The sequence below is a fragment of the Arenibacter echinorum genome (assembly GCF_003259375.1).
GTDB classification, from domain to species: Bacteria; Bacteroidota; Bacteroidia; order Flavobacteriales; family Flavobacteriaceae; genus Arenibacter; species Arenibacter echinorum.
Window position 1 is genome coordinate 648673 of sequence record NZ_QLLN01000001.1, and the last position, 16399, is coordinate 665071.

Annotated in this window: 14 protein-coding genes; 8 read left to right on the forward strand and 6 right to left on the reverse strand. The window is 39.4% G+C overall.

Going from position 1 to position 16399, the window contains the following annotated elements; translation table 11 throughout:
• The first annotated feature begins 302 nt into the window (after positions 1–302).
• Positions 303–1184 (forward strand): DUF808 domain-containing protein, encoded by an 882-nt coding sequence (locus LV92_RS02820; RefSeq protein WP_111622113.1) that lies wholly within the window; start codon positions 303–305, stop codon positions 1182–1184.
• Positions 1185–1256: 72 nt separating this feature from the next.
• Here LV92_RS02820 and LV92_RS02825 read toward each other — a convergent pair whose 3' ends face one another.
• From LV92_RS02825 to LV92_RS02845, 5 genes are all read right to left on the reverse strand, one after another.
• On the reverse strand, positions 1257–1472 hold the full coding sequence (locus tag LV92_RS02825) for a hypothetical protein (RefSeq protein WP_111622114.1): 216 nt from the start codon (positions 1470–1472) through the stop codon (positions 1257–1259).
• Between the two features lies 1 nt (position 1473).
• Positions 1474–2142: a hypothetical protein gene (locus tag LV92_RS02830; RefSeq protein ID WP_146613497.1), complete on the reverse strand. Its 669-nt coding sequence runs from the start codon at positions 2140–2142 to the stop codon at positions 1474–1476.
• An 86-nt stretch (positions 2143–2228) separates the two neighbouring features.
• The gene (locus LV92_RS02835; protein WP_146613498.1) at positions 2229–3317 is read right to left on the reverse strand and encodes a hypothetical protein; all 1089 of its coding nucleotides are present in this window, start codon (positions 3315–3317) and stop codon (positions 2229–2231) included.
• Positions 3301–3846 carry a hypothetical protein gene (locus tag LV92_RS02840; RefSeq protein WP_111622117.1) on the reverse strand — a complete coding sequence of 182 codons (546 nt, stop codon included), beginning with the start codon at positions 3844–3846 and terminating at the stop codon, positions 3301–3303. The genes LV92_RS02835 and LV92_RS02840 overlap by 17 nt, the downstream gene beginning before the upstream one ends.
• A complete protein-coding gene (locus LV92_RS02845; protein ID WP_111622118.1) occupies positions 3846–4385 on the reverse strand; it encodes an RNA polymerase sigma factor in 540 nt (179 codons plus the stop codon). The genes LV92_RS02840 and LV92_RS02845 overlap by 1 nt, the downstream gene beginning before the upstream one ends.
• A gap of 886 nt (positions 4386–5271) precedes the next feature.
• Here LV92_RS02845 and LV92_RS02850 point away from each other — a divergent pair.
• Genes LV92_RS02850 through LV92_RS02860 form a run of 3 tightly spaced genes read left to right on the forward strand, consistent with a single transcriptional unit; the run spans position 5272 to position 9244 of the window.
• The gene (locus LV92_RS02850; RefSeq protein WP_111622119.1) at positions 5272–7638 is read left to right on the forward strand and encodes a TonB-dependent receptor; all 2367 of its coding nucleotides are present in this window, start codon (positions 5272–5274) and stop codon (positions 7636–7638) included.
• Positions 7639–7644: 6 nt separating this feature from the next.
• On the forward strand, positions 7645–8490 hold the full coding sequence (locus tag LV92_RS02855) for a DUF4249 family protein (RefSeq protein WP_111622120.1): 846 nt from the start codon (positions 7645–7647) through the stop codon (positions 8488–8490).
• 22 nt (positions 8491–8512) lie between these two features.
• On the forward strand, positions 8513–9244 hold the full coding sequence (locus tag LV92_RS02860) for an HAD family hydrolase (protein WP_111622121.1): 732 nt from the start codon (positions 8513–8515) through the stop codon (positions 9242–9244).
• Between the two features lie 39 nt (positions 9245–9283).
• On the opposite strand, the gene LV92_RS02865 is transcribed toward LV92_RS02860, so the two are convergent.
• Complete coding sequence (locus LV92_RS02865; protein ID WP_111622122.1) at positions 9284–10333, reverse strand: LacI family DNA-binding transcriptional regulator; 1050 nt, start codon at positions 10331–10333, stop codon at positions 9284–9286.
• A gap of 686 nt (positions 10334–11019) precedes the next feature.
• Between LV92_RS02865 and LV92_RS02870 the strand changes: the two genes are divergently transcribed.
• The 4 genes from LV92_RS02870 to LV92_RS02885 all read left to right on the forward strand — a co-directional run bounded on the left by LV92_RS02870 (position 11020) and on the right by LV92_RS02885 (position 16385).
• A complete protein-coding gene (locus LV92_RS02870; RefSeq protein WP_211322916.1) occupies positions 11020–12312 on the forward strand; it encodes an MFS transporter in 1293 nt (430 codons plus the stop codon).
• 103 nt (positions 12313–12415) lie between these two features.
• Positions 12416–13342, forward strand: a complete 927-nt coding sequence (locus LV92_RS02875; RefSeq protein WP_111622124.1) for a carbohydrate kinase family protein — start codon at positions 12416–12418, stop codon at positions 13340–13342.
• 51 nt (positions 13343–13393) lie between these two features.
• On the forward strand, positions 13394–15154 hold the full coding sequence (locus tag LV92_RS02880) for an alpha-amylase family protein (protein ID WP_111622125.1): 1761 nt from the start codon (positions 13394–13396) through the stop codon (positions 15152–15154).
• A gap of 28 nt (positions 15155–15182) precedes the next feature.
• The gene (locus LV92_RS02885; protein ID WP_111622126.1) at positions 15183–16385 is read left to right on the forward strand and encodes a sensor histidine kinase; all 1203 of its coding nucleotides are present in this window, start codon (positions 15183–15185) and stop codon (positions 16383–16385) included.
• Positions 16386–16399: the final 14 nt, after the last annotated feature.

Consider the following 16399-nt stretch of genomic DNA (forward strand, 5'->3'; position numbering starts at 1 on the left):
CATTAACGGAATAGAAAATGCGCTTTTACGATACTTATACTAACTTATTAAATAAAATATACGGGCAAAAGGTATTTGTAAAAATATATTGGCTAAAAATTGGCAGGTTTGCTAAGTGTGGTAAAGGGTATTGGGGCAAGAATGTAATTTTTAGAGCTTATGTTTTTTAGTAAAAGGATCTATTCTTCTAATTAAAATGTATCTATAGGAATTATAAAATATATTTGCTGGCACGAAGTGGTAGCGATGGGAGCCAAAAATAATAGAAGAAAGAACAATATAAATAAAGGAAGTGTAATTATATGGCATCAGGATTTTTTGCTTTACTGGACGATATTGCCAGTTTAATGGATGACGTAGGGGCTATGAGTAAAATAGCCGGGAAGAAAACGGCTGGTATTTTGGGGGATGACTTGGCCGTAAACGCCGAAAAGGCTTCAGGTTTTGTTTCTTCCAGGGAAATCCCTGTTTTATGGGCCATTACAAAGGGATCATTGCTGAACAAATTGATTATTCTTCCCATCGCTTTTCTGCTTAGTGCTTTTTTTCCATTGGCAGTCACTGTGATTTTGGTATTGGGCGGACTTTATCTGGCGTATGAAGGGGCAGAGAAGATTTATGAATTTTTTGTACCTCACGAACATCCAAAAGAAGAGAAAGTAAAAACCTATTTAACCAAAAAAGAAATCCTGCTTTTGGAAAAGGAAAAAATTAAGTCGGCCATTATAACCGATTTTATTCTCTCCGTAGAAATAGTAATCATAGCCTTAGGAACGGTAGTTCAGGAGCCTATTTGGACCCAGGTAATGGTAGTTTCCATTATAGCCCTGGTGGCAACGGCCGGTGTTTACGGTATAGTGGCGCTTATCGTTAGGATGGACGACTTTGGATTAAAGCTTATTGAGCTTAATGGCAAGAAGAACAGTATATCCGATTCTATTGGCAGGTTTTTAGTAGGAGCACTGCCTGTAGTTATAAAAAGTTTATCGGTAATAGGAACCATCGCCTTGGTTCTGGTGGCCGGAGGGATTTTTGTGCACAATCTAGAATTTCTTCATCATTGGCTAGAGGCATTGCCGGCAATAGTGGGGGAATTTTTAGCCGGACTTGTTATCGGTTTCCTTTGTTTATTGGTGGTAATGGTATTTAAGAAGGTTTTAACCGTGTTACGGCCAAACCGCTAAACCAACCACAAATGAATACTTGTTCGTACACGTTTTAGAACTAGGAAGAAGCCTTTTGCCAATTACTAATATTTAATCCAAATTGGATTGCAGCGCTAAATTATTTCTTAGCTCCATGTCCGATACCCATTGGAAATTTATCGGATACCATTGGTCTTTGAGGGTTTTTCCATTTGAGGATTCGATCATATTTCTTTTTAGGAAAACTTGATTGTCCTCTGAAAATACATGTTGGGTCTCAATAACATCATGGCAGATGCAGCAAATGCTTTTAGTTGTATTTTTCATATTATATATTCTTTTTATACCTATTCCTTCCCATATTAAAAATGCCCACTTTGACTCCTATTCCCGCAGAAAAGCCGTTTATGTCTTTAATCGGGGCAAAGCTCTTGGCATCGTTGAATTTACTTGAAAATCGATACTTTACTCCAGCTTCCAGCTGTAAATACCTGGAAATATTGAACAATGCGTTGATCCCCGGTTCAACTATAAAAAAGGCCTGGGCATTATCTTCAAATTCGTCCTCGTCAAAATCATGGTCGCTATAATTGTCATCTATGTAACCCATGCCGCCAGCTCCTATCAACACCGGAAAAGAGAGGTTTACTCGGTGTTTACTAAATAAAATAGGTTCTAAATGCAGCCCTCCATAAGCGCCAATAAGATCTTCATCGTACATGGACAGACCCCTATAAATATTTTGGTCCGAATAGAAGAAGGTACCCACAAAACCTATTTCAAATTGTTGGTTGGCTACATAGGCCACTTTCAAACCTGTAAAGAAGGTGTCCTTGTCCTCAATTTCTCCATAGTGTGTAGTAAGACCTAAGTAGACCCCATGTACTACATTCTTTCGATCGTTAAACTCTACATAATCGCCAGAAGTGTCCTGGGCAAAAGTTGTAATAGTGAATCCCATTAACAGGGGAAGTAAAATTGCTGTGTTTAATTTCATGCTCTTCGATTTTTGATTGATGATGTTATAGTAGACAACAAACTCTGTAAAATGTTGCATTTTTTTTATACTTTTTTTTAAGTTTATTAAAGATCCTTTAAAAGAATGACCCCTTTTTCACCCGTAATGGAAATGGAGCCCTGTTTGGAATTGCCGTAGGTAGCCTTTATATCACGTATTCTTTTTCCTTTATCGATCATTTGCGTTTCCACATTTTCGAAGGTTTTAGGAAGGCGCAATAATCCTTCCTCCAAGGTTGCATTAAACCTAAAGGAGAAGTCCTGAACATTGAGGACAATTTCCGAGGATTGTTGATGAATATTAATTTTGGCATCGGTACTATGAATGGTCAATACTTTAAATTCTGCAATTTTCATTACCAGATTAATTTCATCGTCCACATTCGCCAATGTTACATTGGAGAATTCCAATTCCCCATGTACGGATTCAACTTCATCTATAGTAATTTCATCTTTACTGGAATATATTTCCAAGGAGGATATTTCTTCCAAATCTATTGTAGAACCACTGCTGGTCAATCTTAAGTCCTTGGATTTACCAAGGGATAAACTGCCATTTTTTAAATTTATACTGCCAAAGTTTATGTTTTTGGCCTTTAACTTGCCGTATTTTAAAGCGATGTCGGCGTTTTTAAGGTTTTTGTTGATCCAAATATCGCCATGCTGGACGTCCATTTTTAATTTACCGGTCCAATCCTCTAGAATGACGTCGCCAAACTTATTAGTGATATCCACAACCGCATTGGCTGGCAAATAAATGGAATAGTTGATCTGTACATTGCTTCGGTCGAAGTCGAACGGATTTGCCTTGTTGAAATACTCCGCTAAAAAGCCTTTGTTCTTTTCCGAAATTTCCGAAGTAATAGCTACAAAATCGGACATTGTCTTAATTCTGGGCTCTATGCGATCCAATAGATTTTGTGCATTTTCCCTTTTTTTATGGGAGGTAACGATATCTACAGTAATCGCAATATTGTTCTTGGACCACCCGTGGATAGCTATGTTGCCATATTTGTTGTCCACTTGGAGTTCTCCCGCATTGGTCATTTCAAAAGTCTCCGATATAGTCTTCGATACTTTTTCCTGGCCCATCATTAAATTGGCCATAAGAACCAAGGCTATACATAATAGCGAGTTTTTACAAGGTGTATCCATAATCGTCATTTATCATTTTTGAATCGTTTATTTGCTTCAATAAGTTCTCTATGAGTTCAATCCTTTTTTTATAGTTGCCAATAATAGCTTCCAGTATCCGTTCGTTGCCCAGATTTTTTTTCATTTCCAATTTTAAAACTCCGTATTCTTCATCCAATTCGTCCATGAACGATAGAAATTCATCTTTGTCTTCCTGTGATAGGTCGGGATGATCTTTCACTAATTGTACCTGATATTGTACCAAGTTGCTATAATGCATATCAATGTCCATAAGTTCTTGGGAGACCACGCTATTCTGCCCGCCGGACTGGTATCCGCCATAGACCGTTATGCCTATTAGCCAAGTCAATAGCAAGACCAACACAACACTGGCTGCCACACGAAATAAGGGAGACTTCCACATCGGAACTACCTTTGGTTTCGTATTGGACAGTTCCGATTCTATTTTGGCCCACATTTTGGATCTGTCCGCCGTGTGTTCATCGAACGATGCCTTGTTGTCCCTTATATGTTTTTCAAAATAATCCATTACATTTCTTTTACAATTTCAAGTAACTTTTTCTTTGCCCTGTGGTACTGGGATTTAGAGGTGGATTTTGTTATGTCCAATACTTCCCCAATTTCTTCATGATCGTATCCTTCTATCAAGTATAGATGTATGATCTGTTGGTAACCCGGTGGAAGCTTTTTAATGCCTCTTTTCACCTTTTCAATATCTATCTCCTCTTCAATTTCAATATGTTCTTCAGTGAGATGGTATTCATGGTCCATCATTGGCACTAAAGGAATCCGCTTCAATTTTAAATGGTTAATACTTCTATTGATGACAATTCTTTTTAGCCAGGAACCAAATGTGCTTTCGTATCTAAAATTCCCCAAATTCTTAAAAGCTTCAACAAAACTGTCCTGTACGGTATCTTCAGCATCTTCTTTACTGCACAACATCCTCATACTAACATTGTACATAGCATCTACATAATGTTCATACAATTGAAACTGTGAGTTTCGGTCGCCCAACTTGCTCTTTTCAACAAGTTCCTGGTGTGTAAAACGGATATTGGTTTTCAACTAAAAAAATGGTTTTAACGGTCCAAATAGGGGGAATATCAAAGTAATAGACAAACATTAGTTGAAAAAGTTGCATCTAAAGGGAAAAATATTTTTGTACTCTTTTATTTCACCCATACTCCTTTACCCCAAAAGCCACTAAATAGGGCAAGTTTTAGCGGAATAAACTTGGCAGCTGAAAATTGAAATAATTTTTTTTAGGGAAGATATGCAACCTTTATTTTTTTTGGATGTCAATAGACCATATCATAAACATGAATATCAAAATTGAAATCAAGAAATCAAAATAGAAAATTAGGATCCTTTGTTGAGGGGTGCAGTTTGTTGTTTTTTAGGTGGTTGGCAGTAGAAAGTGTTATTGCCATAATTACAAGTAGGCCTAGGAAAAGATATAGCGCATCTATATTCTGGAAACAGATATTCCCATAGAGGCTGTTGGTCCACATTACTAAATTCCAACATAGCCTGTAGCCGAATTGCAAATCCCAAATGAAACACTATTCTCAAAATAAGGTTCGGATTTTCATTACGGAACGTTTGAAAGGAAATGAATGTACAATTTTGCCGAGGAATTATGGAAGGAATCTTGACAGTACCCAATGGAACCATCGGTTTATTGGGTTGGCCTTACCAGGGAAAAGATGATGTAGGCATATGCCTGTAAGGTAATATGGATTAAGTAAGAAAAAAAATAAATTTTAACCACTGTAAGTATAAAGCAAATTAGATGTAGCAAAAATTATCAAGTAATCAGGAGAGGTACCCAATAAACTTAGGAGGTTTATTCATCAATCAAAACTACATGGTAACGGCATAGGGCTGTCATAGGTACTTATTAAAAAAGAACAAACGAACAATCATTAAAGAAATATTCAATAATCAAAGAATGAAAAATATTTTTCTAACATTTTTATTATTCACTACAGTAATATCTGCTCAGGAAAGGTATACCGTAAGTGGTACCATTGCGGATGGGAGTAATGGGGAGACCCTTTTTGGGGCTTCTGTCTTTTTGGAGGGGACAACGATAGGTGTTACCACCAACGAATATGGTTTTTACTCCCTTACCGCTCCAAAAGGGAATTACAAAATTATTATTTCCTATATCGGATTTACTGAATTAAAAAAGGAGATAGCCCTAGATCGGGATCAAAAAATAGATTTTGAAATCATGGAGTTTTCTACCCAACTGGACGAAATTGTGGTGACTGCCGAGGAACCGGAACGTGCTATCCTTAGAAAGCCGGAGATGAGCGTTTCCAAACTAAACATTAAAACAGTAAAACAGATGCCAGTGGTATTAGGGGAGTTGGATATTATAAAATCCCTACAAATGCTTCCAGGAGTTACCAATAATGGCGAGGGCTCCAGTGGGTTTCATGTTAGAGGTGGTGCGGCAGATCAAAATTTGGTACTCTTGGACGAGGCCATTATTTACAATACATCCCATTTACTAGGATTCTTTTCGGTCTTTAATGCAGATGCCATCAAGGATATTAAATTGTACAAGGGAGGTATTCCTGCGCGATTTGGAGGAAGAACCTCTTCAGTTTTGGATGTACGCCAAAAGGATGGGAATAGTAAAAATTTTGCCATGACCGGGGGAATCGGTATTATTTCTAGCCGATTGGCCTTGGAAGGTCCTATGTTCAATGAAAAAGGTTCTTTCTTAATTGCAGGAAGAGGATCATATGCCCATTTGCTGTTGAAGGCTGCAGGGAAGGACAACAGTGCAAATTTTTATGATTTGAATCTTAAGACCAATTACAACCTTAACGTGAGTAACCAGCTCTTTCTTTCCGGATATTTTGGTAGGGATGCCTTTGAATTAGGGGAAAGTTTTAATAGCAGTTACGGAAACTTGTCGGGAAATTTGCGATGGAACCATATTTTTAATGATAGATTGTTTTCCAACCTATCATTGATATATAGCAAGTACGACTATGATCTGGGTATTGTAATTGAAGAGTTCGATTGGATTTCCTCCATAAACAACTACAATTTAAAATATGATTTAAAGTATTATACCAGTGAAAAATTTAAACTGGATTTTGGGGCAAGTGGCATTTATTACGATTTTGATCCGGGGCAAATTCGGCCTACTTCAGAATCATCGGAAATCAATCCTTTGTCCCTGGACCGTAAAAAAGCGTTTGAAAGTGCACTGTACATTAATGCGGAACATAAGCTAACCGATAAGTTAACGGTTCAGTACGGCCTTCGTTATAGTGCCTTTAGTCGTATGGGAGGGCAGGCAATGACAGAATATGCGGATGATAAACCAGTGGTGTATAACCAACTATTGGGTATTTATGAAAGAGGTACTGCAGTAGGGGAGACCTATTATGGGAAAAGTGAAACTATTAAAACTTTTGGCAATTTTGAACCAAGGCTTTCCCTTGCATTTCAGTTAAACGATTTCTCATCTGTCAAGGCAGGCTATTCACGTGCAGCACAGTATATACATTTATTGTCCAATACCACCTCGGTTACCCCTCTGGATGTTTGGACCCCAAGTGGCAAATTTGTAAAACCACAATTGTCGGATCAATATGCCTTGGGCTATTTTAGAAATTTCAACGATAAGATGTATTCCATGGAGGTGGAAGCTTATTACAAGACCACGGATAACAGAATAGATTATATAGACGGATCCGACTTAATAGGGACCAATAATATAGAGACAGAAATATTGAATGGGGAATCAAGGGCTTATGGGCTTGAATTTTTGGCCAGGAAAAATGAAGGTAAATTTACCGGGTGGTTTGCCTATACCTTGGCAAAATCGGAACAGCGAACTCCAGGGGGCAATGCAGGAGGTTTGGGAATTAGCGATGGCAAGTGGTACAACACAGCTTATGACAGGACCCATGATTTTTCTTTGACGGGGGCCTATGAATTAAATGAGAAATGGTCGTTTGGAACCAATCTGGTTTTTCAAACAGGAAGACCGGTTACTTATCCCAACGGTCAGTATACCTATGAAGATCAGTCCATTGCCATTTACTCGGATCGAAATTCCGATCGCTTGCCGGCCTATCACAGATTGGATATTTCCGCTACTTATAGACCCAATACAAAACCCAATAATAGATGGAAAGGGGAGTGGGTCCTAGGTTTATATAATGTGTATAATCACAAAAATGCAGCTTCCATTTCCTTTGGACAGAATGTGGATACGGGAGCCAATGAAGCCACCAGAACGGCAATTTTCGGCATTGTGCCATCTATAACTTACAACTTTAAATTTTAATAGAAAATGAAGACATATATAAAGCTTGCAATTATTTCCATCTTTATCACCTTTACTGCCTGTACCGATGTGATAGATGTTGACGTGCAGACGGCAGAGGCCAGATTAACTATCGAAGCCTCCTTGGATTGGGAAAAAGGAACCTCGGGGAATGAACAAACTATTAAGCTTAGTACTTCTAGGCCTTATTTTGGGAGCCACACCAATTCCAGTGTAACCGGGGCCTCTGTAATAGTCACCAATAATGCCGATGGGGCAACATATGTATTTGAGGACCAAAACAATGGGGAATATACCACTACATCATTTGTCCCAGTTTTAAACGGGACTTATACCTTAGAAGTAGTTTATAATAATGAGACCTATACAGCTACGGAGAGATTAATGCCGGTTGTTGATATTTCGGACCTTACCCAATCCCGGATAAAAGGTTTTAATGATGAACATCTTGAAGTTAACGTTATATTTACTGATCCCGAGGAGGAAGAAAATTTCTACCTATTTAAGTTTAAGGAACGTGGCGATCTTTTGCCTCATCTGGAGGATGCGGATGACGAATTTATTAACGGGAACGAAATTAACTGGTATTTTGAGAAGGAGGAAGATGAAGGCACGGATAAAATAGAGGCATTTGTTCCTGGTGATATTGTCGATATAGAGTTCTACGGTATCTCCGAACAGTATTCCAATTTCATAGGAATACTTATAGAACAATCGGGGGGTACAGGTCTTTTTAGTTCTACTCCCGTCCCGCTTAGGGGAAATTGTATCAATGTCAGCAATCCGGAAAATTATGCATACGGATACTTTAGACTGACGGAGATGGTGAAAAAAAGTTACACCTTCCAATAACAACGGCCAATTTAAGAACAAGATGATAAAAGCAATAATTTTCGATCTTGATGGAACCCTGGTACATACCGAAATATTAAAGGCGGAATCCTATGCCCAGGCCATTCAGATTTTGACCAAGGGGTCGGTGCTACAAAAAATGGTGATGGACAGTTTCGGGAAGTACGTTGGGCTATCCAGGGCCGGAGTTGTGGATGGACTTTTTGAGGAATACAAAAAGCCCTTATCGGAACATTTGGACGGCCTTGATCCTGACACTGTAAAAGAACGGATTATTAAGAGCAGACTTGCCATATACCATCAAATGCTGAACGACAAAACTACTTTATCCGGTCATTTTTGTAAGTATAACCTAGAGTTGCTGCGTAGGGTTCACAAGGATAGTTTTCGAACGGTCGTTGCCACTATGTCCCATAGCTTTGAGGCGGACAAGGTAATCGAGGCCATGGGAATTCGGGGAAAATTGGATTTTATCCTAACAAGCGATGATATTGTACAGGGAAAGCCACATCCGGAGATATACCTTAAAGTTAAAAATATGCTCAAAATGGAACCTGCAGAATGTTTGGTTATTGAAGATTCGTTAAATGGGATTAAGGCCGGAATTGCGGCAGGGATGAACGTCTTTGCCGTAACCAACAACCTTACCAGACGTGAGGTGCATGCCGCAAATATACTAGCTCCTTCTTTTATAATAGACGACCCCAAGGAACTTATCAATAGGGTTTGCCATTTTATAGTGGAAAATCGTTAGCGCAGGGATACGGGTTTGGAAAGGTGTTAAGGCCTGTGGTCAGTGTTGGGTCTTTTGTAAGATCTCCTTGGTAGACTGCCGTTTAATGAGGCCAGTTTCCAAGACGACGTCTTTGTACACAATGGGTTTTTTATTTTTTACTTGTTGCATTTCCTTGTAAAGGCGTTCAAAAGCGGTTTTTCCCATTAGATAACCTGGCTGGTCAATGGTGGTCAGGCTAGGGGAGATGACCGAGGACATAAACCAATTGCTAAATCCTACTACGGAAATATCTTCTGGAATTTTTACACCTTGTTCGTTGAACTCCGTAATGGCGCCAATAGCAACTAAATCCGTATTTATAAAAATACCATCCACATCCTTGTGATCTTTTAGCAATTGGCGCGCATTCATTTTTCCCTCTTCAAAACTATTATCTCCACATTCGCATATATAGACCAGAGAAGGATCGTACGGCATATTATTATCCAATAGGGCCTTTTTGTAACCAAGAAACCGGTCAATGGAATTTTGAGGTAAAAGGGCGCCTCTGAAATGGGCAATTCGCTTACAGCCAGTATCAATTAAATGTTGTGTTGCCACATAGGCTGCTTTTCTGTCATCGATGATAACCTTGGAGCATTTTACCAATTTGGCAATCTTATCGAACATTACCAAGGGTTTATCCTGGGCCAGAACATCGGTAAGGTGATTGTAATCTGCAGTACCATTGGCCAAGGATATTAAAATACCATCAACGCGTTGCCTCAATAAGAGTTGAATCTGTTTTTTTTCCAATTCATAGGATTCATTGGACTGAAGAATTATGACCAGATATCCTTTTTTTTCTGCCTGGGCAACAATGCCCTTGATAACGCTGGAAAAAAAATGGTGTACAATTTCTGGAATTATCAGGCCAATGGTCTTGGATTCCTTGGTCCTTAGGTTTACGGCAAAAGCATTGGGCTTATAGTTCAGGGTCTGGGCCAACTCCTTCACCAGGGCCTTGGTTTTTTTACTAATGTCCGGATAGTCCTTTAGGGCTTTTGAAACAGTAGTCACAGAAATATTAAGTTGATCTGCTATTTCTTTTAAGGTTACAGGTTTCATCTTGGGTGTGGATTTATATTAAATATACTAAAAAATAGAAAATCTAAATCGTTTTCGTTCATTTCGAAATCGTTTTCGTTAATCAATTTAATATTTAAAGCCAATTTTAGATATAACTTACACTAAGATTGTTCCAAAACTTACTAAATATTGATGCTCCAAAATCGTACAAAATCCCTTTGTTAAATAGTCAATAGAGAAACGATTTTTGGTTGGTGGGACAGATGGTGGAAAGATGTAAATAACTAGGTTGGAATACCATCATCTTGATGGACAGGAAGGCCTGGGACGAAATATAGATTTTTTAGGTTGGTTGATTGTTTTTTCGATTGAAGTGTAAATAGAGTTGATGTTTAGGTGACTAGGGTCAGCTCTTTTACTTTTCATTTCTTATTTTGTTTAAAACGATCCATGTCATTAAAGAACTGCTTCCCATTTTAACGGGGCGACTTTAAAAAAACTGGGAATATTATCAAATGAATTGCATAGCTTTAAGAAGTTCTTTTTATACAACATTATGTAGATAAGGCATTTTATTTAAGGTCCCATGTCTGCTCATTGAATTGGAAGGATAAGCAGCATAAAAGTTCCAATAGGCTTTTGACATATTAACAAAAAACATTCTAACCTCCATCAATATACCTATGTTAAACAAACCTAAGTTAAGTTTCTGGCAAATCTGGAATATGAATTTCGGATTTCTGGGTATTCAATTCGGATTCGGTCTGCAACAGGCCAACATGAGTCCTATTTACAGATATTTGGGGGCAGATGAGGCCCAAATACCATGGTTGTGGCTTGCAGGGCCGTTAACCGGGTTGTTGGTACAACCTATTATTGGCGCCATGAGCGATAAAACATGGACAAAATTGGGACGTCGACGCCCGTATTTCTTAGTGGGTGCTGTTATAGCGAGTATTGCCCTGATTTTTATGCCCTATTCCTCCACGCTTTGGATGGCGGCAGGACTGTTATGGATTCTGGATGCCTCCATGAACATTGCCATGGAGCCTTTTAGGGCTTTTATAGCAGATAAATTACCGGCAGAACAAAGAACTTTAGGGTTTTCGGTTCAAAGTTTCTTTGTTGGTTTGGGCCAGTTTTCTGCTAACATTATGCCCTGGTTACTTGGTTTTTTGGGGATCATTACCCTTGGGGCCTATGGCGAAATCGCAGAGTTGGAGAACGCCAATGGAATACCCAATTTTATAAAATATTCCTTTGTCTTGGGGGCCATGGTTATGCTGGGTACGGTGTTGTGGACCATTTTTACTACGGACGAATATCCTCCGGAGAATATGGAGGAATTTAAAAAGGATAAGGGCAGTGTTGCCAAGGTTTTTATTGAAGTGAAGGAGGCCATTGTTACCATGCCCAAAATAATGAAGCAGCTGTGGTGGGTTATGTTCTTTGTATGGTATGGCCTGCCCCTAATGTGGCAATATCTGTCCTTGGCCATTTCACGGCATGTGTTCGGTGCCGCCTCTCCGGAACATCCCGATTTTGAAAAGGGAGCCTTTTATGGAGGTGTAAGCCTTGCCATATTCAGCGTAGCTTGTTTCACCATTTCTTTCGCCATTCCATGGGTAGGGAAAAAATTGGGACATAGGCTGACTCACGCTGTTTTCTTGGTAATAGGGGCAATTGGTTTTATTGCCATGCAAATTGCCACCACTACCACCATGTTTTATATATGCATGTTTTTGGTTGGGGTTGCCTGGGCATCCATTATGGCAGTGCCTTATGTTATTCTATCGTATTCGGTACCCAAGGAACGCATGGGGGTCTATATGGGCATTTTTAACATGTTTATCGTAGTTCCCCAATTTATAAGTATGGCTACCGTACCGTTTTTTTATGATTCATTGTTTTTGGGCGATCCAAGAAATGCATTGGCTTTTGTGGGGATATGTTTTATACTGGGAGCAATTTCGTGCTTTTTTATATCCAAGGATTATGCCTCTGTACAAAGCAATTAGTCATAAAAACAAGAGGGTATATGCATTTGATTTCTGGTCACTGTAGTGCTGAAAATTTAGAGCAGATAGCCTAAATCTGAAAATAAATTACTTAAAAAATAATATGAGAAACATAGATGTTCTATGTGTTGGGGAAGTACTTGTTGATTTTATAGGTCATCAGGCAGGGGTCGATATCAACAATACCAGGGATTACCACAGATATCTCGGGGGGTCGCCCACCAATGTGGCTATGAATTTGGCCAGATTGGGGCTTAAGTCGGTCCTAGTGTCCACCGTGGGTAATGATGCCTTTGGGGAATACATTTTTAAGAGATTGGGGGAGGTTGGTGTGGACACCAATTATATAAGTACCATTATGGACGAACCAACCAGTGTCATTTTTGTATCCAGGAGCGAAACAACCCCGGATTTTATTCCTTTTCGTAAAGCCGATTATCGCATTACGGAAAATCAGATCAGCGATGATATCCTTGCCGCTACCACTATATTCCATACCACCTGTTTTGCACTGAGTAAAGATCCGGCGAGGACCACCATATTAAAAAAGGCAAAAGAAGCCTTTGACCATGGCTGTAAATTGAGCATAGATGTTAATTATGCCAAAAAACTATGGGATAGCCAGGCCGTGGCGCTAGAGGTTATCAAGGCGTACTGTGCGTTTAATCCTTTGGTCAAGATTAGTGAGGATGATATGGAAAGGCTGTTTGAACAGGAATTGTCACACGATGAAATTTTTAACTTTTTTCATTCCCATGGGGTCGACATTGTTTGTTTGACCCTGGGAAGTAAGGGGGTCAAATTATCACAAAAAGGAAAAGGCATAATACAATTGCCGGCCATAAAGGTAGATAATGTAATGGACGCCACGGGTGCCGGGGACGCTTTCTGGTCCGGATTTTTGTTTGCCTATATTAAAGAAAAGCCCATAGAAAAATGTTTGGAAGTAGCCTTGCAATTGGCGGCCTTAAAACTGCAAAATGTAGGGAGGCTCCCGGACAATATCAATATTCTTTCCGATCTATTGTAAAGCGGATAGCTGATAACCAAAATAAAACCAATTATTTAAGAGTCCAAAGAAATGTTAGAGCACAAATACGGAGGTCATAATTCAAATAATTCCAACATTGTAAACGGGGTAATGCTAAATGCCTATCCCGATAGTATTGGCCACAATTTGAACGACATCGTCAGTATGTTGGAAATGCCGGAGTTTAAAGATGTTTTTTCCCTGTTCTACATCTTGCCCACCTTTTTTAATAGTGATCTGGATAGGGGATTTTCCATCTTAGATTACGATCTCAATAAAGATTTGGTCTCTAGGGAAGATCTTAAGGCCTTGGATAAATTAAATATAGGTTTAAAGTTTGATATTGTTTTGAACCATTTATCGGTGGCGTCGCCACAATTCCAAGACTTGTTGAAGCAGGGAGAAGACTCAAAATTTAAGGACTTTTTTATCAACTGGAACGAGTTCTGGGAAGGCAAGGGGGAAATGGGTGAGGATGGAGTGATAATTCCCAAGGAGGAGTTCCTATCCAAGCTTTTTATGAGGAAATCCGGATTGCCCATTCTAAAGGTGCCTTTCCCGGACGGAACCGAAAAGCCTTATTGGAATACCTTTTATCAGCATGTTGATTATGGGGTAATTACTCCAGACCATTTGGTAAGTTTAAAAGGGTTATCAAGAGGTCAGGGTTCATCAATCTGTGACAAGGTAAATAGGGCTATCGAAAAAGGTGAAGATTTTAGCAACCTGGATTTTGGCGACTGCAACCAATTCAAAAGTGAAATCCTGCAAATCGTAAATCGAAATCGGTCCTATTTGGGGCAAATGGATGTCAACGCCAAATCTCCCTTGGTTTGGGATTTTTATGAGGAAACCTTGGAAAAAGTAAAGGGTTTTGGCTGTAAAATTTTAAGGTTGGATGCCTTCGCCTATCTGCATAAGGAGGTGGGTCAATCCAACTTTTTCAATAAGCCGGGTACTTGGGAGTATCTGGAACGCATAAAGCAAATAGCGCAAAAGAACGATTTAATGTTGCTGCCGGAGATTCATGCAGAATACGGACTTCATCTACATGATGAGGTGGCCGCAGAAGGCTATTATATCTACGATTTTTTCCTGCCGGGACTCACCATTCATACCCTGGAGAATGGTACCAACAAGGCACTGTTGGTTTGGGCCAAAGAAATAATAGGGAAAGGCTACAAAACCGTAAACATGTTGGGCTGCCATGACGGAATACCAGTATTGGATCTAAAGGGAAAGAAGGTCAACGGAGTTTATAATAAAGGCTTGCTGTTGGATGAAGAGATAGAGGCCATCATGAACAAAATTATGGGTAGGGGAGGAAGGGTTAAAAATCTCTATGACCCTTCAGGAAAAAAAATCTCTTATTACCAGGTAAACGCCACCTTTTTCAGTGCCTTGGGCGAAGATGAAAAAAAACTGTTATTGGCAAGGGCCATTCAAATGTTTATGCCGGGAATCCCCCAGGTATGGTATTTGGATATTTTTGCAGGAAAAAATGATTATGAGGCCGCTGATAAAGGGGGTAGTGGGGGCCATAAGGAAATTAATAGAACTACTTTATCCCTACAGGATGTGGAACAAGGTCTTAAACGGGATATAGTTATTGATCAACTAGCCATTATCCGTTTACGTAACAGCTCACAGGCCTTCTTGGGCAAGGTGGAGATTAAGGATGCCCCTGATGGCAAATTGGATATTGTTTGGAAGAACCAGGAAGAAAGTGCCCAATTAAAAGCCGACCTTAAAACCCTTACCTTTACCATAAACTATACTCAAAATGGCATTGCCAAATGCATGGCGTATTAAAAGTGGCAATACTTAAAATTTTATATCCTTGAAAGCACCCAAAATCCCCCAAAATGAAAAGGAAAGAATAAAAGAATTGGATTCCTATTCTATCTTGGATACATTGCCCGAATCCGATTATGATAACCTAACTACAATTGCTGCGGAAATATGCGGAACCCCAATTTCCTTAATTAGTCTCATAGACGATAAGCGGCAATGGTTTAAGTCCCATCACGGTTTGGATGCAAGCGAAACACCTAAAGAGTACGCCTTTTGCGGCCATGCTATTAATGAACCCAACGATGTATTTATTGTCCAGGATGCTAGAAAGGACGAACGTTTTCATGATAACCCCTTGGTTACCGGTGACCCCCATGTTATTTTTTATGCCGGTGTTCCTTTGGTCAGTAAAGCAGGCCTAGCGTTGGGAACATTGTGCGTCATAGACCATAAACCCAATTTGTTAAGTCAAAGTCAGATACGGTCCTTAGCTGCACTTTCCAAGCAGGTAATGAATTTACTGGAGCTTAGAAAGAGTAATTTCTTGTTGGAGCAAGTGGTAACAGAACTGGAAGAAAGAAATGAGGCCCTGGATAAATTTGCTTCAGTTGCCGCCCACGACCTTAAAACGCCCTTGATCAATATCTCCAGTTTGGCACAACTTTTCCGGGAACAATATAAGGGCATTTTGGATGCCGATGGTTTGGAAATGTTGGAAATGATTATTAGTTCTTCCGACAATCTTATCCAGCTCATTGATGGTTTACTCCATTATAGCAAGGCCGAGAGTATATTGCGGGAAGAAAAATCGAATATTGCCTTGAACAGTTTGATCAAGGATTTGGTGGGACTTTTTAGTTATGACCACAATTTGAACCTGGTTCTAAAATCGGACTTGACCCATATAATGGTCAATAAAACCGCAATCCATCAGATTCTGATCAATTTGCTGACCAATGCCATTAAATACAATGACAAGGAGGTAGTTGAAATTGAATTTGGGGTATCGGAGAGTGATACCCATTACCATTTTTACCTTAGTGACAATGGACCCGGAATTGCTGCTGAGAATCAAGAAAAGATATTTAAGATATTCGAAAGATTATTGGCCACCGATAAATTTGGAAGACCGGGAAATGGAATAGGATTGGCTACGGTGAAGAAAATAGTGGAAAAATTAAGGGGGGACATCAAGGTGGAATCGGAACTTGAAAGGGGTGCGAAGTTTATTTTTACCTTGGAAAAGTAAAAAAACAAAGCCAA

Bases quoted from the DNA above. Each gene is read 5' to 3' on its own strand.
- LV92_RS02820 (WP_111622113.1), top strand. From the start codon at position 303: ATGGCATCAGGATTTTTTGCTTTACTGGACGATATTGCCAGTTTAATG.
- LV92_RS02825 (WP_111622114.1), bottom strand. From the start codon at position 1,472: ATGAAAAATACAACTAAAAGCATTTGCTGCATCTGCCATGATGTTATT.
- LV92_RS02830 (WP_146613497.1), bottom strand. From the start codon at position 2,142: ATGAAATTAAACACAGCAATTTTACTTCCCCTGTTAATGGGATTCACT.
- LV92_RS02835 (WP_146613498.1), bottom strand. From the start codon at position 3,317: ATGGATACACCTTGTAAAAACTCGCTATTATGTATAGCCTTGGTTCTT.
- LV92_RS02840 (WP_111622117.1), bottom strand. From the start codon at position 3,846: ATGGATTATTTTGAAAAACATATAAGGGACAACAAGGCATCGTTCGAT.
- LV92_RS02850 (WP_111622119.1), top strand. From the start codon at position 5,272: ATGAAAAATATTTTTCTAACATTTTTATTATTCACTACAGTAATATCT.
- LV92_RS02855 (WP_111622120.1), top strand. From the start codon at position 7,645: ATGAAGACATATATAAAGCTTGCAATTATTTCCATCTTTATCACCTTT.
- LV92_RS02860 (WP_111622121.1), top strand. From the start codon at position 8,513: ATGATAAAAGCAATAATTTTCGATCTTGATGGAACCCTGGTACATACC.
- LV92_RS02865 (WP_111622122.1), bottom strand. From the start codon at position 10,333: ATGAAACCTGTAACCTTAAAAGAAATAGCAGATCAACTTAATATTTCT.
- LV92_RS02870 (WP_211322916.1), top strand. From the start codon at position 11,020: ATGAATTTCGGATTTCTGGGTATTCAATTCGGATTCGGTCTGCAACAG.
- LV92_RS02875 (WP_111622124.1), top strand. From the start codon at position 12,416: ATGAGAAACATAGATGTTCTATGTGTTGGGGAAGTACTTGTTGATTTT.
- LV92_RS02880 (WP_111622125.1), top strand. From the start codon at position 13,394: ATGTTAGAGCACAAATACGGAGGTCATAATTCAAATAATTCCAACATT.